18 protein-coding genes, 1 tRNA gene and 3 rRNA genes are annotated in these 21,126 nt (G+C 49.4%); 6 read left to right on the plus strand and 16 right to left on the minus strand.

The features are described 5' to 3' along the window. The first annotated feature begins 196 nt into the window (after nt 1–196). The 4 genes from DY231_RS02150 (at nt 197) to rrf (DY231_RS02165) (ending at nt 3,579) form a co-directional block, all read left to right on the plus strand. A 23S ribosomal RNA gene (locus tag DY231_RS02150) occupies nt 197–3,105 on the plus strand. A 113-nt stretch (nt 3,106–3,218) separates the two neighbouring features. After that, nucleotides 3,219–3,334: ribosomal RNA gene (gene rrf / locus DY231_RS02155) — 5S ribosomal RNA — on the plus strand. A 15-nt stretch (nt 3,335–3,349) separates the two neighbouring features. Further along, a tRNA-Thr gene (locus tag DY231_RS02160) sits at nt 3,350–3,425 on the plus strand. A 38-nt stretch (nt 3,426–3,463) separates the two neighbouring features. After that, nucleotides 3,464–3,579: ribosomal RNA gene (rrf, locus tag DY231_RS02165) — 5S ribosomal RNA — on the plus strand. 97 nt (nt 3,580–3,676) lie between these two features. On the opposite strand, the gene DY231_RS02170 is transcribed toward rrf (DY231_RS02165), so the two are convergent. From DY231_RS02170 to DY231_RS02190, 5 genes are all read right to left on the minus strand, one after another. Next, complete coding sequence (locus DY231_RS02170) at nt 3,677–4,435, minus strand: amino acid ABC transporter ATP-binding protein (RefSeq protein WP_115627116.1); 759 nt, start codon at nt 4,433–4,435, stop codon at nt 3,677–3,679. Nucleotides 4,436–4,445: 10 nt separating this feature from the next. After that, nucleotides 4,446–5,546 (minus strand): amino acid ABC transporter permease, encoded by a 1,101-nt coding sequence (locus DY231_RS02175; RefSeq protein WP_115627117.1) that lies wholly within the window; start codon nt 5,544–5,546, stop codon nt 4,446–4,448. Between the two features lie 9 nt (nt 5,547–5,555). Next, nucleotides 5,556–6,737, minus strand: a complete 1,182-nt coding sequence (locus tag DY231_RS02180) for an amino acid ABC transporter permease (protein ID WP_115627118.1) — start codon at nt 6,735–6,737, stop codon at nt 5,556–5,558. Nucleotides 6,738–6,806: 69 nt separating this feature from the next. Beyond that, a complete protein-coding gene (locus tag DY231_RS02185; protein WP_115627119.1) occupies nt 6,807–7,832 on the minus strand; it encodes an amino acid ABC transporter substrate-binding protein in 1,026 nt (341 codons plus the stop codon). Between the two features lie 505 nt (nt 7,833–8,337). After that, entirely contained in the window at nt 8,338–8,559 is a 222-nt protein-coding gene (locus tag DY231_RS02190; RefSeq protein WP_034498932.1) for a hypothetical protein, read from the minus strand. Nucleotides 8,560–9,041: 482 nt separating this feature from the next. Here DY231_RS02190 and DY231_RS02195 point away from each other — a divergent pair, with 482 nt between their 5' ends. Continuing rightward, nucleotides 9,042–9,365, plus strand: coding sequence for a DUF1889 family protein (locus tag DY231_RS02195; protein ID WP_115627120.1), 324 nt, complete (start codon nt 9,042–9,044; stop codon nt 9,363–9,365). A gap of 89 nt (nt 9,366–9,454) precedes the next feature. On the opposite strand, the gene fis is transcribed toward DY231_RS02195, so the two are convergent. The 11 genes from fis to msrP all read right to left on the minus strand — a co-directional run bounded on the left by fis (nt 9,455) and on the right by msrP (nt 18,865). Next, the gene (gene fis / locus DY231_RS02200; RefSeq protein WP_000462905.1) at nt 9,455–9,751 is read right to left on the minus strand and encodes a DNA-binding transcriptional regulator Fis; all 297 of its coding nucleotides are present in this window, start codon (nt 9,749–9,751) and stop codon (nt 9,455–9,457) included. 25 nt (nt 9,752–9,776) lie between these two features. After that, nucleotides 9,777–10,742, minus strand: coding sequence for a tRNA dihydrouridine synthase DusB (gene dusB / locus DY231_RS02205; RefSeq protein ID WP_034498926.1), 966 nt, complete (start codon nt 10,740–10,742; stop codon nt 9,777–9,779). 374 nt (nt 10,743–11,116) lie between these two features. Further along, nucleotides 11,117–11,857, minus strand: coding sequence for a carbonic anhydrase (locus tag DY231_RS02210; protein WP_115627121.1), 741 nt, complete (start codon nt 11,855–11,857; stop codon nt 11,117–11,119). A gap of 169 nt (nt 11,858–12,026) precedes the next feature. Beyond that, nucleotides 12,027–12,908, minus strand: a complete 882-nt coding sequence (gene prmA / locus DY231_RS02215) for a 50S ribosomal protein L11 methyltransferase (RefSeq protein ID WP_115627122.1) — start codon at nt 12,906–12,908, stop codon at nt 12,027–12,029. An 11-nt stretch (nt 12,909–12,919) separates the two neighbouring features. Continuing rightward, nucleotides 12,920–14,374: a sodium/pantothenate symporter gene (gene panF / locus DY231_RS02220; protein WP_115627123.1), complete on the minus strand. Its 1,455-nt coding sequence runs from the start codon at nt 14,372–14,374 to the stop codon at nt 12,920–12,922. Then, a complete protein-coding gene (locus DY231_RS02225; RefSeq protein WP_115627124.1) occupies nt 14,364–14,606 on the minus strand; it encodes a YhdT family protein in 243 nt (80 codons plus the stop codon). The genes panF and DY231_RS02225 overlap by 11 nt, the downstream gene beginning before the upstream one ends. Nucleotides 14,607–14,722: 116 nt before the next feature. Beyond that, entirely contained in the window at nt 14,723–16,069 is a 1,347-nt protein-coding gene (gene accC, locus DY231_RS02230) for an acetyl-CoA carboxylase biotin carboxylase subunit (protein WP_034498918.1), read from the minus strand. Nucleotides 16,070–16,079: 10 nt separating this feature from the next. Continuing rightward, on the minus strand, nt 16,080–16,553 hold the full coding sequence (gene accB / locus DY231_RS02235) for an acetyl-CoA carboxylase biotin carboxyl carrier protein (RefSeq protein ID WP_034498916.1): 474 nt from the start codon (nt 16,551–16,553) through the stop codon (nt 16,080–16,082). A 21-nt stretch (nt 16,554–16,574) separates the two neighbouring features. Next, complete coding sequence (gene aroQ / locus DY231_RS02245; RefSeq protein ID WP_115627125.1) at nt 16,575–17,027, minus strand: type II 3-dehydroquinate dehydratase; 453 nt, start codon at nt 17,025–17,027, stop codon at nt 16,575–16,577. Nucleotides 17,028–17,259: 232 nt separating this feature from the next. After that, nucleotides 17,260–17,859, minus strand: coding sequence for a protein-methionine-sulfoxide reductase heme-binding subunit MsrQ (msrQ, locus tag DY231_RS02250; RefSeq protein WP_115627126.1), 600 nt, complete (start codon nt 17,857–17,859; stop codon nt 17,260–17,262). A 1-nt stretch (nt 17,860) separates the two neighbouring features. Then, entirely contained in the window at nt 17,861–18,865 is a 1,005-nt protein-coding gene (gene msrP / locus DY231_RS02255) for a protein-methionine-sulfoxide reductase catalytic subunit MsrP (protein ID WP_115627127.1), read from the minus strand. Nucleotides 18,866–19,163: 298 nt separating this feature from the next. On the opposite strand from msrP, the gene csrD reads away from it, so the two are divergent. Beyond that, a complete protein-coding gene (gene csrD / locus DY231_RS02260; protein ID WP_115627128.1) occupies nt 19,164–21,104 on the plus strand; it encodes an RNase E specificity factor CsrD in 1,941 nt (646 codons plus the stop codon). Nucleotides 21,105–21,126 lie beyond the last annotated feature (22 nt).

The raw sequence follows: 21,126 nt of genomic DNA on the forward strand, positions 1-21,126 counted from the left end.
TCACCCAATACTTCTAAGTGTACTGTTTAACAGTGTGCTGAGAAGTATTTGCTCTTTAAAAATCCGGAACAAGCTGAAAATTGAAACGACACACTGTTTTCTTTCTCCGTAATAAGAAAGGAAAATGCGGTGTGTTCGAGTCTCTCAAATTTTCACAACATACGATTGTGTCTTACGAGACATCTTCGGGTTGTGAGGTTAAGCGACTAAGCGTACACGGTGGATGCCCTGGCAGTCAGAGGCGATGAAGGACGTGCTAATCTGCGATAAGCGTCGGTAAGGTGATATGAACCGTTATAACCGACGATTTCCGAATGGGGAAACCCAGTGTGATTCGTCACACTATCGTTAAGTGAATACATAGCTTAACGAAGCGAACCGGGGGAACTGAAACATCTAAGTACCCCGAGGAAAAGAAATCAACCGAGATTCCCCCAGTAGCGGCGAGCGAACGGGGAGCAGCCCAGAGTCTGAATCAGTTTGTGTATTAGTGGAAGCGTCTGGAAAGTCGCAGGGTACAGGGTGATACTCCCGTACACAAAAATGCACATACTGTGAACTCGAAGAGTAGGGCGGGACACGTGGTATCCTGTCTGAATATGGGGGGACCATCCTCCAAGGCTAAATACTCCTGACTGACCGATAGTGAACCAGTACCGTGAGGGAAAGGCGAAAAGAACCCCGGCGAGGGGAGTGAAACAGAACCTGAAACCGTGTACGTACAAGCAGTGGGAGCCTCTTTTATGGGGTGACTGCGTACCTTTTGTATAATGGGTCAGCGACTTATATTCTGTAGCAAGGTTAACCGTATAGGGGAGCCGCAGGGAAACCGAGTCTTAACTGGGCGTTAAGTTGCAGGGTATAGACCCGAAACCCGGTGATCTAGCCATGGGCAGGTTGAAGGTTGGGTAACACTAACTGGAGGACCGAACCGACTAATGTTGAAAAATTAGCGGATGACTTGTGGCTGGGGGTGAAAGGCCAATCAAACCGGGAGATAGCTGGTTCTCCCCGAAAGCTATTTAGGTAGCGCCTCGTGAACTCATCTTCGGGGGTAGAGCACTGTTTCGGCTAGGGGGCCATCCCGGCTTACCAACCCGATGCAAACTACGAATACCGAAGAATGTTATCACGGGAGACACACGGCGGGTGCTAACGTCCGTCGTGAAGAGGGAAACAACCCAGACCGCCAGCTAAGGTCCCAAAGTCATGGTTAAGTGGGAAACGATGTGGGAAGGCACAGACAGCCAGGATGTTGGCTTAGAAGCAGCCATCATTTAAAGAAAGCGTAATAGCTCACTGGTCGAGTCGGCCTGCGCGGAAGATGTAACGGGGCTAAACCATGCACCGAAGCTGCGGCAGCGACGCTTAGGCGTTGTTGGGTAGGGGAGCGTTCTGTAAGCCGTTGAAGCTGGACTGTGAGGTCTGGTGGAGGTATCAGAAGTGCGAATGCTGACATAAGTAACGATAAAGCGGGTGAAAAACCCGCTCGCCGGAAGACCAAGGGTTCCTGTCCAACGTTAATCGGGGCAGGGTGAGTCGACCCCTAAGGCGAGGCCGAAAGGCGTAGTCGATGGGAAACAGGTTAATATTCCTGTACTCGGTGTTACTGCGAAGGGGGGACGGAGAGGGCTATGTTAGCCGGGCGACGGTTGTCCCGGTTTAAGCATGTAGGCGGAGAGTTTAGGTAAATCCGGACTCTTATCTAACGCTGAGGTGTGATGACGAGGCACTACGGTGCTGAAGTAACAAATGCCGCACTTCCAGGAAAAGCCTCTAAGCATCAGGTAACAACGAATCGTACCCCAAACCGACACAGGTGGTCAGGTAGAGAATACCAAGGCGCTTGAGAGAACTCGGGTGAAGGAACTAGGCAAAATGGTGCCGTAACTTCGGGAGAAGGCACGCTGTCGGTAGGTGAAGTCCCTCGCGGATGGAGCTGAAGGCAGTCGAAGATACCAGCTGGCTGCAACTGTTTATTAAAAACACAGCACTGTGCAAACACGAAAGTGGACGTATACGGTGTGACGCCTGCCCGGTGCCGGAAGGTTAATTGATGGGGTTAAGCGCAAGCTGAAGCTCTTGATCGAAGCCCCGGTAAACGGCGGCCGTAACTATAACGGTCCTAAGGTAGCGAAATTCCTTGTCGGGTAAGTTCCGACCTGCACGAATGGCGTAATGATGGCCAGGCTGTCTCCACCCGAGACTCAGTGAAATTGAAATCGCTGTGAAGATGCAGTGTACCCGCGGCAAGACGGAAAGACCCCGTGAACCTTTACTATAGCTTGACACTGAACATTGAGCCTTGATGTGTAGGATAGGTGGGAGGCTTTGAAGTGTGGACGCCAGTCTGCATGGAGCCAACCTTGAAATACCACCCTTTAATGTTTGATGTTCTAACGTAGACCCGTAATCCGGGTTGCGGACAGTGTCTGGTGGGTAGTTTGACTGGGGCGGTCTCCTCCTAAAGCGTAACGGAGGAGCACGAAGGTTAGCTAATCACGGTCGGACATCGTGAGGTTAGTGCAAAGGCATAAGCTAGCTTGACTGCGAGAGTGACGGCTCGAGCAGGTGCGAAAGCAGGTCTTAGTGATCCGGTGGTTCTGAATGGAAGGGCCATCGCTCAACGGATAAAAGGTACTCCGGGGATAACAGGCTGATACCGCCCAAGAGTTCATATCGACGGCGGTGTTTGGCACCTCGATGTCGGCTCATCACATCCTGGGGCTGAAGTAGGTCCCAAGGGTATGGCTGTTCGCCATTTAAAGTGGTACGCGAGCTGGGTTTAGAACGTCGTGAGACAGTTCGGTCCCTATCTGCCGTGGGCGCTGGAGAATTGAGGGGGGCTGCTCCTAGTACGAGAGGACCGGAGTGGACGCATCACTGGTGTTCGGGTTGTCATGCCAATGGCATTGCCCGGTAGCTAAATGCGGAAAAGATAAGCGCTGAAAGCATCTAAGCGCGAAACTTGCCCCGAGATGAATTCTCCCTGGGAACTTGATTCCCCTGAAGGAACGTTGAAGACTACGACGTTGATAGGCTGGGTGTGTAAGCGTAGCGATACGTTGAGCTAACCAGTACTAATGATCCGTGAGGCTTAACCTTACAACACCGAAGGTGTTTTGGTTGAGAGACTAAGATATTTGATTTTCAGCTTGAACCGAGATTTTAAGTCGATGGTTATGTGAATAACATAACGGTTGATGAAACAGAATATGCCTGGCGGCAGTAGCGCGGTGGTCCCACCTGACCCCATGCCGAACTCAGAAGTGAAACGCCGTAGCGCCGATGGTAGTGTGGGGTCTCCCCATGCGAGAGTAGGGAACTGCCAGGCTCCAAATTAAAGTGTGCTGATATGGCTCAGTTGGTAGAGCGCACCCTTGGTAAGGGTGAGGTCCCCAGTTCGACTCTGGGTATCAGCACCAGTTTTTAGGTTAATGTTCGGCGCTGGATAAAGAATTTGCCTGGCGGCAGTAGCGCGGTGGTCCCACCTGACCCCATGCCGAACTCAGAAGTGAAACGCCGTAGCGCCGATGGTAGTGTGGGGTCTCCCCATGCGAGAGTAGGGAACTGCCAGGCTTCAAATAAACAAAAAGGCCATCCTTTCGGATGGCCTTTTTGTTATGGATTTTTGTCAGGAAAATAAGGCCACTGTCGTGGCCTTTATCTTTAAATATCAATGAATAACCTGAGATAAGAAAGCTCTGGTACGCTCCGACTTCGGATGTGCAAAGAACTCATCCGGGGGCGCTTGTTCAACAATTTCCCCTCGATCCATAAAGATAACTCTATCAGCTACCGTTCGCGCAAAGCCCATTTCGTGTGTTACACACAACATCGTCATGCCAGATTCTGCCAGGCCAATCATCGTATCAAGCACTTCTTTAACCATCTCAGGATCGAGTGCAGAAGTGGGTTCATCAAACAGCATGATCTTGGGCTTCATACATAACGAGCGAGCAATCGCCACACGCTGCTGTTGCCCACCAGAGATTTGTCCTGGGAATTTATGCGCGTGCTCGGCAATTCGCACGCGTTCCAGGTAATGCATTGCTAGTGCTTCGGCCTCTTTCCTGGGCATTTTGCGCACCCAAATCGGGGCAAGCGTGCAGTTTTGCAGTACGGTCAGATGTGGGAAAAGGTTAAAGTGCTGAAATACCATACCAACCTCAGTCCGCACCTTCTCTATATTGCGCAAATCATCATTCAGCTCGGTTCCATCAACGACAATACGTCCTTGTTGATGCTCTTCCAGGTGGTTTATACAACGAATTGTTGTTGATTTACCTGAACCGGAAGGGCCGCATAGAACTATGCGTTCACCTTGTTTGACCTTCAGATTAATATCTTTCAGTACGTGAAATTGCCCGTACCACTTATTAACATTCTCCAGCATGATCATCGCATCAGCGGGTTGCATAGTCATTTGGCTCATTTATTCATCCTCAGTGCGGTGCTCTTCCGGTGTTAAAACGTTTTTCAAGATGCTGGCTATAGCGCGACATACTGAAGCAGAAAATCCAGTAGATAAGCGCGGCAAAAACATATCCTTCAGTCGACATGCCTAGCCAGGCGGGATCAACCGTGGCTTGTTGCACGCTACTAAAGAGATCAAACAAGCCAATAATGATCACCAGGCTGGTGTCTTTGAATAGGGCGATAATGGTATTAACCAGGCCAGGAATGACCATTTTTAGGGCCTGAGGTAAGATAACTAGCCCCTGTGTTTTCCAGTACCCCAGCGCCAGAGATTCCGCCGCTTCATACTGTCCTTTTGGTAGCGCCTGTAAGCCGCCACGTACAACTTCTGCCACATAGGCCGACTGGAACAAAATCACGCCAACCAATGCGCGGATCAATTTATCAATGCTTGTCCCTTCGGATAGAAATAACGGCAGCATGACGGATGACATAAACAACACGGTAATTAGCGGTACACCGCGCCAGAATTCAATAAACACCACCGACAAAATTCTGACGACAGGCATTGTTGAACGGCGGCCTAATGCCAATAAGATCCCCAGCGGCAATGCTCCGGCGATCCCAACGGATGCAATGATCAGCGTTAAAGTTAACCCTCCCCACTGACGTGTTTCGACACGATCCAACCCTAAAAAACCACCGTACAATAAACCCCAAACAACTAATGGATAGACGACTGCCCACACCGCGATATATCGCCCCCGACGCGGCATCGCATTCCAGAACATAGGAATGATGGAAGCCAGGCCAATCAAAAGCGCCAGGTTAATTCGCCAGCGCTGATCATGAGGGTAAAGTCCGTACATAAATTGCCCAAAACGTGCATGGATAAACACCCAGCAAGCGCCTTCTTTGGTGCAATCAGCGCGGCTATCGCCTATCCAATTCGCCTGGAAAACCGTCCAGTTTAACAATGGCGGGATCAGCTCCCACATCATCCACAAACAGAAAATAGTCAGTAAGCTATTAGACCAGCTTGAAAAGAGATTCTTGCGTACCCATTGTACAGCTCCGGACCGAACAGCTTTTGGGCGCGCGTGATGTGACATCAATACTTTTGTCATCGTGATTCCTTAGCGCTCAATCAGGGCTATTCGCCGATTATAGATATTCATCAAGAGTGATATTGTCAGGCTGATAATCAGATATACCGACATCGTTATGGCAATAGTTTCAATGGCTTGACCCGTCTGATTCAGCACCGTTCCGGCAAACAAAGAAACCATATCCGGATAGCCAATCGCAGCCGCCAGAGAGGAGTTTTTCACGATGTTGAGATACTGACTGGTAAGCGGTGGAATGATCACGCGCATCGCTTGAGGAATGATGACCTGGCGCAATGTGACCGGATTGGGTATCCCTAATGAGCGCGCCGCTTCGTGCTGGCCATAAGGGACTGACTGGATTCCGGCACGAATGATTTCGGCAATAAAAGCGGAGGTATAAACCGATAACGCGAGAGTTAATGCCGCAAGCTCAGGAATAAGCACCATACCGCCACGGAAGTTAAATCCGCGCAAAGCGGGGACATCCCAGTGCAGTGCCGCACCGAAAATCCATTGAGCAACAATCGGCAGCAATATCAATAAACCCAAAGCAAAAGGCCATGTACGGCGCAATTGCCCAGTCTTTATCTGGTGCATTTTGTTGTAGCGAAACAGGCCCGCAGAAAGGATCAATGCAGCCGCAATAGCAGCAATAAAGGCCAGTATTCCTTCACCTATTTGCGGAGAAGGAATGTAAAGCCCACGGTTGCTCAGAAAGAGAAGATCAAAGGCATTAACCGCCTGACGGGGGCCGGGTAAGTTGCGCAGTACCGCAAAATACCAGAAGAAAATCTGCAATAAAGGAGGAATATTGCGGAACGTCTCGATATAAAAAGTAGAAAGTTTGCGTAGAAGCCAGTTATCGGAAAGCCGGGCTAAACCGAGAAAGAAGCCGATAAATGAAGCAAACACGATGCATAACGCAGAAACCAACAGGGTATTCAGCAGGCCGACTACAAACACCCGACCATAAGTATCACCCTGTTCATAATCAATGAGATGCTGAACGATACCGAAGCCTGCGCTGCGATCCAGGAATGCAAAACCGGAGGTAATGCCACGATTGCTAAGGTTGGTGACGGTGTTGTGTATCAAGTAAATGGCGATGCCAGCAACGATGACGACCGCAATAATCTGATACAACCACGCACGAACCGCAGGATTTGAAAAGGAGATATCCCCTTTTACGAATGGGCGGCGATGGGACATAAGCGAACCTCAATAACATAAACTCAAACCCTGGGCACTACCGTAGCAGTGCCCATTTTGACGTCTCGCTTAGCGAACCGGTGGTGCGTACTGAATGCCACCTTTATTCCACAGATTATTTTGCCCGCGCTTAATTTTCAGTGGGCTTTCAGAACCCACGTTATGTTCAAAGATTTCAGCGTAGTTACCCACTTGCTTAACGATGTTATAAGCCCATTTGTTATCGAGCTTGAGGTCTTTACCGAAATCGCCTTCTTTCCCTAACAGATGCGCCATATCTGGTGTTGTCGGGTTAGCGGCCATCTGGTCAACGTTTTTAGAGTCAACGCCCATTTCTTCGGCATTCAGCATAGCGAACAGCGTCCAGCGCACGATGGAGAACCAATCTTCATCACCGCGGCGAACTACCGGGCCAAGAGGTTCTTTGGAGATGACTTCTGGAAGAACGAGCCACTCGCCAGGAGTACTCAATTTGATACGGAGGGCGTAAAGCTGAGACTGATCAGAAGCCAGCGTATCGCAACGGCCTGATTCCAGCGCTTTGGCTGACTCATCAGAACGGTCGAAGGTCACTGGGGTGTACTTCATGTTGTTGGCTTTGAAGTAGTCAGCCACGTTCAACTCTGTGTCTGTACCAGCCTGAATACAAACTGTTGCGCCATCCAGCTCCTTCGCACTCTTCAGACCTGCTTTGTTGTGTGTCAGGAAGCCGATGCCATCGTAATAAGTGACGCCAGTAAACATCATGCCCATGCCAGCATCACGTGAGGACGTCCAGGTCGTATTGCGCGACAAAATGTCCACTTCACCTGACTGGAGTGCGGTAAAACGCTCTTTTGCAGTCAGTGGGGTGTATTTCACTTTCGATGCATCACCAAATACCGCAGCCGCAACGCCGCGACAAACGTCTACATCAATGCCGGTAAACTTACCGTTGGCATCAGCATAGGAAAAACCGGGCAGACCATCGCTAATCCCGCATTGCACAAAACCTTTCTTTTTTACCGCTTCAAACGTGGTCCCAGCGTGAGCCTGGCCGACGATTGCGAATAATGCACCGGCTGCGACCAGAGTGGAGAGTAGTGTCTTTTTCATAATGCATCCTGTGTGGCGAAATTATCGTTATAAGTATTAGCGCTAGCGTGGCGCCGTTTTTCCTGTCTGTGGCATCTGCCAGTCTGGTTAAAGCAAAGGGAGTGCCAAGATTGCGAGTCGTGGTATGCGTGTACCACGCGTCGCAGTTAGCTGAGTGTAGACAGGAAAAATCACTCACAGCGCCCTGAAATGGTGCAAAAATGAAACCTACGCCACATTTCAGCACAAAAAAGTTTCAGCTTTAGATCATATGAAAAGAAGTAGTTTCTGACGTTAATATTAGCTGGAGTGCTATTAATGCTGGGGTGTGAGAGACATCACGGCTCTTGATGCAACAAAACAAAAAAGCATGAAACTGAGTGATTTGTTTCACGCAAAAAAAGCAGAGCTTATGACTTAAAAAGGAAGGGGCTATCTTTGCCTGCACTTAAAAGATGCAGAGGCATTTTCTCAATAAAAAAGCGCGCCCAATCAGGGCGCGCTTTTTTTAATTCGCATGGAATCCTTATTTAGTTAACGCAACGATACCTAGCGTTAAACCTGCAATCGCAGCGGCGCCACCGGCGATTGCACCTGCGGTCTCCCAGTTATCCTGAGTAGTCCCTTTCATGCAGGTATTGGTGTGCACCAGGCGGCCTTGATCGTCATAGACAGGCACGCAAGGTGACTCGGTTGCACAACCTGCCAGAAGTGTTGAAAGCAACGCAGCAGCAATTAGCTTTTTCATTTGGAACCTCATTGAAACAAACCCCGGTGAGGGATAACTCGCGCTGTGGGCTACGGGAAATCTACAAACCTGAACCGGCGTGAATGTGGTTATTTTATCACCGTCATCACCCTTGCGAGAGAAGCGAATAATTGCAATTCATGTGCTGTGTAAACAAAGTGGAGAGAAAGGGGCGAAAGCAAATAAATGTGGAGAGAAAATGAATTCGAGCATTTTCGGATTTTAATCCGGCATCGCAAAGCAAAGTTATCGTGGTTAACACCGAGCTTCTCTAGGCGTGCCTATAATTCAATTGGCAACGCTTCCAGGCATGCCCGTTCTTGCTCCAGTAGCAACCACTTTTCAGATTTAAAAAGTGACCATTTCCTCAGGAAGCGTTCAGTGTGTCACAACTATTTAAAAGGGTGATTACCCATAATGGTAACCTTTTAAATCATATGGTTAACTGAGGGAGTCGGTGCATGCGCAGACTCGTTTAAAATATGGACAATTTTAAGGACATGAATATGCCAACTGTCATTGAAAAAGCATTGGACTACATTGGCGGAATGAATACATCCGCATCAACGCCAGATTCTATGGACGAGAGTACAACTAAAGGAATTTTTAAGTATCTGAAAGAGTTGGGCGTACCGGTTAGTGCTGCCGATGTGACGGCCCGCGGTGATCAGGAGGGATGGAATACTGAGTTCACGAAAAAGGTGGCCGGTTGGGCTGAAAAAGTTGAGTCCGAAAATCGAATTGTTATTAAAAACCCTGAATACTTTTCTTCCTATATGCGGGAAGAACTCAGAGCGCTAGTGTGAGTTTCTACACACGCGTATCAGCAAAATTAAAAAAGGCGCTTCCCCATGCCGAGTAGCGCCTTTTTAAACAACAAGTTAACTGATTAATATCAGTTCATGCCGTATTTTTTCAATTTCTTACGCAGCGTTCCACGGTTGATGCCCATCATCAGGGCAGCGCGGGTTTGGTTGCCACGGGTGTATTGCATCACCATGTCCAACAATGGCTGCTCTACTTCAGCCAATACCAGCTCATACAGATCATTAACATCCTGACCATTCAGTTGAGCAAAATAGTTCTTCAGTGCCTGTTTCACGGAGTCACGCAGAGGTTTTTGGGTAACCTGATCCTGTGAGTTAACGGTTGAAACGGTTAGTACGTCAGAATTTACGCGTTGTTCGAACATAGTTCTGTCAGCTCTTTATTTCTAATTACGCAAGATTTTCGAAGTATGCCTCCAACGCCTCAAGCTGTTCGCTTGCATCCTCAATGGCGTTGAATGTGCGCCGAAACTGGTCATTTGGAGCGTGTTCCTGTAGGTACCAGGAAACGTGTTTGCGAGCAATCCGGTATCCCTTTGCATGACCATAAAAGTCATGAAGTTCGCGAATATGCCCACAAAGTAAGCGCTTCACCTCTGCCAGAGGCAGGGGAGGAAGCAGCTCTCCAGTGTCCAGATAATACTGGATTTCCCGAAAGATCCAGGGTCTTCCCTGAGCTGCACGTCCTATCATCAGAGCATCAGCCCCTGTATAGTCAAGCACAGCTCTGGCTTTAAGCGGGTCAGTAATGTCACCATTCGCGATTACCGGAATGGAAACTTTCTGCTTAACTGCCCGAATGCTGTCGTATTCAGCATCTCCCTGAAATAAACAGGCGCGGGTGCGTCCATGAATTGTCAGAGCCTGAATGCCACAGTCTTCAGCCAGTTGGGCAATCTCTTCACAGTTACGGTGCGCCGTATCCCAGCCTGTGCGAATCTTCAACGTCACAGGTACATCAACTGCGTTAATGACCGTCGTCAGGATAGACTTCACCAGACTTGGGTATTGCAGCAGAGCGGAACCCGCGAGCTTGCGATTCACTTTTTTCGCTGGGCATCCCATATTGATATCAATAATCTGGGCGCCATTAGCCACGTTAATGCGTGCGGCCTCTGCCATCTCATCAGGATCACTACCAGCAATTTGCACGGTGCGAATACCTGGTTCATTCACGTGCACCATCCGTAAACGTGATTTGTCGCTCGCCCAAACTTCTGGGTTAGATGACATCATCTCCGAAACAGTAAGCCCTGCCCCCATCTCGTAACACAGCGTCCTGAATGGTCTGTCAGTAATGCCAGCCATCGGTGCTGCAATCAGTCGATTCCTGAGCTGGTGGTGTCCAATGCGCATGAGTTAAGAAATGACCATACTTGCCTGCAAGGCGGCGTATATTACGCATTTTTAGCCTGAGATGAAAGGCCAAACTTTGAACAATCAGCTGTCGTAGATCAATGAATCCGCATATGGAATAATAGCTAAAACAAATTAATGATAATTATCAGTAACTTATTTTGATTTGGTTTATTTATGCTCTTTTTGATTTTTGTGAAACCGAGTGGCAATCTTCACCAATTTTGACGGCTGTTGCCCTATAAACTGCTGCTTTGTTCACCGATTTATGCATTTTTATGTGAGTGAAATCTCGTTTTTTTGCGTGAAAACGCTAACGTCAGGCGGGACAAAAGTAAATGAAAACGGGGTATAAAACCCCGCTAATAGACTATCTATTCAACAACCACGCGGCCATGTAAAGGCTGTACAGGGCGGTTATTATCGTGATGCATCACTGAGGTGAATTGTTTCAGTTGTTGCTCAGACAGCGTCACAGGGTGTTTCATTACCAGCCAACGGACGCCTTCTGAACAGGGTGGCGTTGTCAGCGAGCCGCTGAAACGATAGTGGGTCAAGTCAGAGGGTAACAGTTTGTTGATATCGATTTTCTGGGTGAGTTCGCCAGACTCTTCTGCCTTCGCTGGCATTGCCTGCCAAAGTTTACTCAATTCGCTGTTTGCCGCTCCGGTTTCGAACATGACTGCAACCACAGCAAGCTCCCCATCAGCATTCTTGTGCACCAGATGCATTTCCATATCGTAATGTTTGCCATGAAGGGTGTTTTCGCTTGGCGCATGGAAATGGAGCTGCTGGAGCTGGAAAGAAACGCCATCAATCATCACGCTATCTTTCGCATTGGCTGTAAAACCTGCCTGCACCGTATGACCGTTGTTAATGATGGTGGCCGGAGAGTCAACGTAGCTGGTTTTAAGCGGGTTAACGTGCGCTTCAAGCGTATTGTTGATATCAATTGGTGATTGATTCATACCCTGCTTACACATTTGGTTCTCTGGGCTGATTTCGCTCCAGTGCTCTGGCGAGCCTTCACCTTCGTAACTCCAGTGAGAGGCCATTGCTAAAGCGGGCAGCATTCCCATTGCGAGAACTGCCAGAGTGCGCAAAGTGGTTTTCATTAATTCATTCCCTGATAAATTTTATTAAATAACGTCGTTTAACTGACACATTTGAAACGGCGCATTATAAAACTCGGCTTTCAGAAGGCAGGGGGCAAAAATGGTGGGGGCGTTACATTTAGGAATAAGTCAGGAGCAAAAGTGGCCAACTGGCCACTTTTAAGGGGGCTTAGCGTTTGAAGCCGGTAATTCGGCACCATTCTTCTTTTTCAGCAACAGGGTCGAGAGTGAATTTATCCTGATATGCTTCGCAGACACTTTCAGCCTGGCTTGCCAGAACTCCAGAAAGCCCAAGGAAACCGCCCTGAACTGGGAGCACGCTGATTAATGGTGCTAACTCACGTAATGGCCCTGCCAGGATGTTAGCGACCACCACGTCGGCGCTCATGGCTTCTGGTTGGTCCTTCGGCAGATACAGTTCCAGACGCTCAGAAACACCGTTGCGTTCTGCGTTGTCACGGCTGGCTTGAATCGCTTGTGGATCGATGTCGATACCAATCGCATGCGCTGCACCCAATTTCAGCGCCGCGATGGCAAGAATGCCGGAGCCACAACCGAAATCAATCACGGTTTTGCCTGCTAAATCTAAGCTATCAAGCCACTCAAGGCACAACGACGTTGTTGGGTGTGTGCCTGTCCCGAACGCCAGACCCGGGTCGAGCATGACATTGACGGCGTTGGCGTCGGGTACATCACGCCAGCTTGGGCAAATCCACAGGCGCTGGCCAAAACGCATTGGGTGGAAATTATCCATCCATTCGCGTTCCCAGTCTTTGTCTTCGATTTGTTCGATTTTATAGTGGAAACCAACGCTCAGCAGTGGGCAGCTTTCGAGAATGGCGACTACTTCGTTCATATCTGCTTCAGCGTCGTACAAACCGATCACATCGGTATCGCCCCATAAGCGGGTTTCGCCAGGTAATGGCTCGAATACCGGTGTGTCATGGGTATCCTGAAAGGTCACGGATACTGCGCCGCTTTCGATCAGTGCATCGCCGAGTTCTTCAGCGGTTGCGCCGGTGGTATTAATTTTCAGTTGAATCCATGGCATAGCGAAACTCTTTATTTATCAGTAGTTGGAACGAGTGCTGGGGCGGGCAATGGCTGACCGAAACGGTTGCCTATCAGGAACGCCAGCAAACTTAGTAATAAGGATGGCACAATTGGGTGGAAGCCAAATAGCTGGATTTTGAAACTCGCCAGCGCGGCGTAAAGCCCACCGCCAATAATCATCGCGCTCAGTGCGCCGGCCGCATTAGCACGCTCCCAATAGAGGCCCAAAACCAACGGCCACAGGAACACAGCTTCGAGTCCACCAAACGCCAGTAAATTCAGCCAGATGATCATCTCTGGCGGACGCCACGCAGCAAGCAGCAACAGCGCACCGAGGATCAGCGTGATCACCGAAGACATTCTCTTCAGGCGCGTCTCGTTGTGGATCTGCTCAGGGTGCATATTGAGATAGAGATCTTTAACGATCGTAGCGGATGATTGCAGCAATTGGGCATTAATTGTCGACATGATTGCCGCCATCGGTGCTGCAAGGAAGATCCCCGCGGCGAAGGGCGGTAGCACCGTCACCATCAACGTTGGAATAACCAGGTCTGGCACTTTCAGGTCGGGTATTACCGCACGGCCTAACGCGCCCGCCAGGTGCATACCAAACATCAGAATTGCGACCACAATAGTGCCGAGAATAATGCCACGGTGTACGGCTTTGCTGTCTTTATAAGAGATGCAACGTACCGCCGTGTGCGGCAACCCTATCACCCCAAAACAAACCAATACCCAGAACGATGTCATAAACGTTGGGGACAGAATGTCATCTGCCCCCTGCGGAGACACCAGTTTCGGGTCGATTTGCTGGAGCGTATCAACCGCGTTATGCAAGCCGCCTGCCGCATGAACAATGCCAACCAAAAGCAAAATCGTTCCAACCAGCATCACCATACCTTGCATCGCATCGTTGAGAACGCTGGCGCGGAAGCCACCAAAAGCGGTGTAAAGGGCGATACTGATGCCAAAAATCAGCAATCCCGTTTCGTAAGGGATCCCCGCAGCGGTTTCCAGTAAACGCGCACCGCCGATGAATTGAACGGTCATGGCACCGACAAAAGCCACCAGCAGGCTGATACTTGCCAGCCAGACCAAAAGGCGGCTTTGGTAGCGAGCGTACAGCATGTCGTTCAGGGTTACGGCGTTATAGCGACGCGCAAGAATGGCAAACTTCTTACCCAGAATCCCCAATGATAACCACACCGCCGGGAGCTGAATCATCGCCAGTAATACCCAACCAAGGCCGTACTTATAAGCAGCTCCTGGGCCGCCAATAAAGGAACTGGCACTGATATAGGTGGCAGTTAGCGTCATCGCTAATACGAACCCGCCCATCGAACGGCTGCCGAGGAAATATTCGTTGAGGAAATTACCCGTAGTGCGGCGTTTCATGGCGTACATAGAAATGCCAAAAACCACCAGTAAATACGCCACTAGCGGCAAAATGACTTCAAGCTGCATGATCATCCTCCAGCGGAATATCACGGAAGATAAACTTCACCATCGCCCAGCACAGCAAAATAAAAAGCAGAGGTACCAGCAGGCATGCCATTTCAAACCAGTGCGGGAGACCGGTTGGGCCGATTTGGTTATCAGGTAAGTAAGCAGCCACTAACCATGCTGCAAGGTAGAGAAGGGTGAGCCAAAGCGCCCAGCGGGCTTCTTTATGGGCCTGAACAAAACGCGCGTCCATTATTGTCCCTTGAGTTGGCGGAAAGCGGCGATTGTAACGCATAGCGAGAAGTAGGGGATCAAAAAAGAAAAAGGCCGGATAATCGGCCTCTTAGCGATGTCACTACTTGAGAAAACTTAGTCCTGAAGACCCAGTTTTTTCTCCAGATAGTGGATGTTAGTCCCACCATGCTGGAAGTTTTCATCGTTCATGATGCGGGTCTGCAAATCAACGTTGGTTTTAATGCCATCGATGATCAGTTCCGCCAGGGCGTTCTTCATACGCGCGATTGCCACTTCACGAGTTTCACCGTAACAGATGAGCTTCGCAATCATTGAATCGTAGTATGGAGGAACGGTGTAGCCGGAATAGATATGCGATTCCCAACGTACACCAAAACCACCCGGCACGTGGCAACGAGTAATTTTACCAGGGCTTGGCAGGAAGGTATTCGGGTCTTCGGCGTTGATACGGCATTCAACCGCATGGCCACGAACCTGAACATCTTCTTGCTTGATAGACAGTGGCTGTCCAGCTGCAATGCGAAGCTGTTCTTTAATCAAGTCAACGCCGGTGATCATTTCTGTTACCGGGTGCTCAACCTGAATACGGGTGTTCATCTCGATAAAGTAGAACTCACCGTTTTCGAACAGGAACTCGAAAGTACCCGCGCCGCGATAGTTGATATCGATACACGCTTTAGAGCAGCGCTCACCGATGAATTTACGCAGCTCAGGCGTGATGCCTGGTGCTGGCGCTTCTTCAACAACTTTCTGGTGACGACGCTGCATTGAGCAGTCACGTTCAGCCAGATAAATCGCGTTACCCTGGCCATCAGCAAGAACTTGAATCTCGATGTGGCGTGGGTTTTCGAGGTACTTCTCCATATAGACCATATCGTTGTTGAAAGCAGCTTTTGCTTCCGCACGGGTCATATTAATGGATTGTTCCAGGTCTGCATCGCCACGTACAACGCGCATACCACGACCGCCGCCGCCGCCAGACGCTTTGATAATAACCGGGTAGCCGATGCGTTTCGCATGGGCACGGTTTTTATCCATATCGCCGTCCAGTGGGCCGTCAGATCCTGGTACGCAAGGTACGCCAGCTTTCTTCATTGCATTGATTGCAGAAACTTTATCGCCCATCAGACGGATAGTATCAGCACGCGGACCAATGAAGATAAAGCCTGAACGCTCAACTTGCTCAGCAAAGTTGGCGTTTTCAGACAGGAAGCCGTAACCCGGGTGAATCGCCACCGCGCCAGTAATTTCTGCCGCAGAGATGATTGCCGGGATATTCAGATAGCTTTTTACGGACGGAGCAGGACCGATACAAACGGTTTCATCCGCCAGCAAAACGTGTTTTAAATCGCGATCCGCAGTGGAATGCACAGCGACAGTCTTGATACCCAGCTCTTTACAGGCACGAAGAATACGCAGAGCAATCTCGCCACGGTTTGCGATGACAATTTTATCCAGCATGTTCGCCTCGTTACTCGATGACGACCAGCGGCTCGTCAAATTCAACCGGTTGACCATTTTCAACCAGGATGGCTTTCACCACACCGGCTTTATCAGCTTCGATCTGGTTCATCATTTTCATCGCTTCAACGATGCAAAGCGTGTCGCCAACGTTAACTTTCTGGCCAACTTCAACAAATGATTTAGCATCCGGGCTTGGGGTGCGGTAGAAAGTACCGACCATTGGGGAACGCACGATGTGACCACTGACTTCAGCAGCCGCTGGCGCTTCCATTACCGGTGTTGCGGCAGGAGCAACAGCGCCAGCCAGAGTTGGCTGCGGCTGGTACATTGGAGCTGCATAAGCCTGTTGCATCATCGGGAAGCCAGCATTTGCCGGTGCGCGACTGATACGAACAGACTCTTCGCCTTCAGAAATTTCCAGTTCGGAGATGCCTGATTCTTCAACCAGCTCGATCAGTTTTTTAATCTTACGAATATCCATGAGTGGGTTCCGTACTCTTGTTTAGATGGATTTTGACAAGCGTTTTACCGCCGTCTGTAGTGCATATGAATAGCCGTCAGCGCCTAATCCGCAGATGACACCAACCGCTTTATCAGAAAGATACGAATGATGGCGGAACGGCTCGCGTGCATGAACATTACTGAGGTGGATCTCGATGAACGGGATATCCACGGACAGCAAGGCATCACGCAGCGCAACGCTCGTATGCGTAAACGCGGCCGGATTAATCAGAATAAAATCGACAGTGTCTTTAGCCTGATGAATTCGGTCGATCAACTCATATTCCGCATTAGATTGCAGGTGGCTGAACGAGACATTTAACGTTTTCGCTTCGTCTTCGAGCGAGTTAACAATTTGAGCTAAAGTCAGCGTGCCATACTTCTCCGGCTCACGTGTACCCAGCATGTTAAGATTCGGACCATTCAAAAGCAAAATGTGAAAATTAGCCGACATCGTGCTGCCATCTCCTGCAATTTGTAGGTATTTTACAAAATATACCTAAGTTGCTCGGTTGTCACCTTCAGAGCCAGAAAATGGCCTGTCAGAAAAACCAAAGTCGCACATTATAACGATTTCGTAGCAATTGGCAGCTAAATACTGGTCTTATCAGGGAAGATGATCAACTCATATCCTTTTTAAGGGACGAGTTGATCACTTTTTTGCACGGATGAGCACATATCTGGAGTTATCGCCGCCACTGTCTGAATTTCTTGTAGCGCAAGGCCAGCAGAATGAATGCGCCCAGAGCATAAAGCAGTGGTTGCGGGGAAATAACCTTCACTGACCACAGATAATGAACAGGTGCGAGGATAGCGACAAGATAGACGAGGTTGTGCAGTTTTTGCCAGCGCGGACCTAACTTTCGTTGTAATGATTGGGTCGACGTTGCCGCCAATGATAACAGCACCAACCAACTAATTATTCCTAAAGTTAAATACGGGCGCGTGACCAGTTCTCTTCCAAGCAGCGACAAATTGCTAATGCCCAACTCCAGCATCGCGTAACTGGTTAAATGAAGCGTCGCCCAGGCAAAGCACCATAACCCCAGCAGGCGACGGGTGCGAATCAGTAGCGGTTGTTTTCCGTAGCGTGCCAGCGGTGTGACCAGGAGCGTTGCCAGCAACAATTTTAATGCCATTCTGCCGGTAAAATGTTGGATATCTTTTGCCGGATCGGCGCTTAAAAGCCCCTGGCTTGCCGCATAAAACAGCCACAAGAACGGCAAGAAGGCGGCGAGATGCAGCACCACTTTAAGCCAGGTAATTTGCTTCGCCGTAAGTCTCACTTTAGAAGTTCTCCTTCAGATTTAAGCCGCGATACAACGAAGCGACCTGATCGGCATAGCCATTAAAAAGCAGCGTCGGCTGACGCTTCACATCGAGCACACCACCAGAGCCAATGAATCGTTCGCTTGCTTGCGACCAGCGCGGGTGGTCAACGTTCGGGTTAACGTTGGCATAAAATCCATATTCGTTGGGAGCGGCCATATTCCAGGTGGTGGGCGGTAATTCGCTTACTAATTTAATGCTGACAATCGACTTAATCCCCTTGAAACCATATTTCCACGGCACGGTGAGTCGAATAGGAGCGCCGTTTTGTGGCGGGAGCGCTTTGCCGTAAACACCGACCGTGAGCAACGTTAAAGGATTCATGGCTTCATCGAGACGCAGACCCTCCACGTAGGGATACTTTAACCCGCCGCCAATAAAGCGGTCTTTTTGCCCCGGCATTTGTTCCGGATCATAAAGGGTTTCAAAGGCGACATATTTCGCCTTGCTGGTGGGTTCAACCATCGCCAGCAATTTGCTCAGTGGGAAACCGATCCACGGCACCACCATCGACCAGGCTTCAACACAGCGCATGCGATAGATTCTCTGCTCCAGCGGGAATTTCTTATACAGATCGTCCAGATCGAGAGTTTGGGGTTTTGCCACTTCGCCACTGATAGTGATTTTCCACGGATCGGTTTTGAGGCTACCGGCGTTGGCTGCGGGGTCGGCTTTATCCAACCCGAACTCATAAAAGTTATTGTATCCGGTGACTTTGTCTTCTGGCGTCATGGCGAGTTTTGATTGCCACTGTTCAGGCTGGCTAAATTGCAGCGGTTTGCCCGATGGCGCTGGTGGCCTGTCATTGCCTTTAAACCAGGAAAGAATATCGGCATGAGTCGTTTGAGGAATTGAGAGAGCGGCGGCACTGATCCCCAGCGCTTTCAGTACCTGGCGGCGTTTCATCATAAAAACTGATTCGGCTGTGACATCTGCTTCGGTAAAGCGCGTGACCTTCTTCATCTTAAACTCCTGCGTTGCTTAATACGTTAAGCATGACGGAGAACGAACATCCCTGCGAATATGTCACAAAAAATTGAAAATTAGATGCTCTCAGGCAACGCCGGAATCACGTTCATGGGAAAAAAATGGCTGAAGGCTATACTTGAAATCTGGTGTGTAAAGAATGCCGGGTGCAACAAAGGGTGAAAATCTGTTCACCGCGTTTGCCTGGCCAGCGCTTTTGCTATGTAATGCCGCATCAGATGAGGCCTTAGGGTGTTTTAGCAGTATATCTTCACCAAACGGAGTTAACACAAGGATGCGATTAACGACGAAACTTTCTGCTTTTATGACACTACTGACCGGCCTCGCGATTTTTGTGACGCTTGTCGGTTGTTCATTAAGCTTCTTCAATGCGATGCACTATAAAGTTCATCAACGCGTGGTTGCGGTTGCCACCATTATTGATAACGAGCTGGTTTCAAGTTCCCCGCAAGCTTTGATCAAACGCCTCAACGAAGTGATGGTCCCCATTGATATCACCGAGGTCGATTTCAAAATTGGCAACAACACCGTTTATCAGCACCAACTGGCGCAAACCTATCGCTTGTTGGGAAACAGCTACAGTTTTCGCACCGTGACCGTTGAATTAATGAAGCATCCAGGGATGTTTCTGAGCCTGACATATCGCGACCCAGTTGCGAATTACTACAACTCTTTATTCACGACAGTCCCCCTTTCTATCACGGTCGGCTTCATGCTAATCGTGCTGTTCTTTGCTATTCGCTGGATGAAAAAGCAACTTGCCGGGCAAGAATTACTGGAGGATAGGGCACGCCGTATTCTCAACGGTGAGCGCGGTGTTGGGGCGCGAGGTTCGGTGCTGGAATGGCCGCCTCAAGCCAGCAGCGCGCTAGATTTGCTGCTATCCGATCTACAGAACGCCAGCGATCAACGAAGCAGAATGGATACGTTGATTCGTGCTTTCGCCGCCCAGGATGCGAAAACTGGCCTGAACAATCGTCTGTTTTTTGATAACCAACTGGCCACGCTGCTTGATGAGCAAGAACAAGTTGGCGCGCACGGGGTGGTGATGATCATTCGTTTGCCGGACTTCGATACCCTGCATGAAACGTGGGGGCGAAGTGCCGTAGAAGAATATTTGTTTACCATTATTAATATGCTATCGACATTTGTGATGCGCTATCCGGGGGCTTTGCTGGCACGCTACTTCCGCAGCGATTTTGCCGTTCTGTTACCGCATCGCACATTAAAAGAAGCCGATAGCATCGCCAGTCAGCTATTAAAAGCCGTTGATTCGTTACCGCCGACGCGGATGCTCGATCGTAATGACATGATGCACATCGGTATTTGCGCCTGGCGTAGCGGGCAAACCAAAGAGCAAGTGATGGAGAATGCAGAGGTAGCAACGCGAAACGCTTCCTTGCAGGGAACCAACGGTTGGTCGGTGTATGATGATACTTTGCCTGAAAAAGGGCGCGGCAACGTTAAATGGCGTACGCTCATTGAGCAAGTCTTGCAGCGTGGCGGCCCACGATTTTATCAAAAGCCATCGGTTAAGCGCGATGGCTATGTGCACCACCGTGAAATCATGTGTCGAATTTTCGATGGCGAGCAAGAAGTGCTGGCGGCGGAATATTTGCCGATGGTGAAACAGTTTGGTTTATCGGAGCAATATGACCGACAAACCATTGCACGTTTGTTACCGTTAGTCGGTTTCTGGCCAGAGGAAACGCTGGCAATTCAGGTCTCTGTCGAATCATTAATTCGCGTACCCTTCCAGCGTTGGCTGCGTGATGCACTGATGCAATCTGAAAAATCTTTACGCCGACGTATTCTTTTTGAACTTGCAGAGGCAGATGTTTGTCAACACATCAGCCGTTTACAACCTGTGGTTCGTTTAATCAAAGCGCTGGGAGCCAGAATTGCTGTGTCCCAGGCAGGTTTGACCGTAGTCGGTACGTCTTATATTAAAGAGTTGGATGTTGAGTTGATAAAACTGCACCCGGGGCTTGTGCGAAACATTGAGAAACGAACCGAAAATCAGCTGTTTGTTCAAAGCCTGGTTGAGGCATGTAACGGGACTCAGACGCAAGTTTTTGCGGTGGGAGTAAGAACTCGAAGTGAATGGCAGACACTGGTGGAGAAAGGCGTGACGGGTGCTCAGGGCGATTTTTTTGCCGCCTCACAACCCCTCGACAGCAACGTGAAAAAATATTCGCAAAGATACTCGGTTTAACCTGCCGTTTATAAATATTTCA

This window comes from Buttiauxella agrestis, assembly GCF_900446255.1.
Lineage (GTDB): Bacteria > Pseudomonadota > Gammaproteobacteria > Enterobacterales > Enterobacteriaceae > Buttiauxella > Buttiauxella agrestis.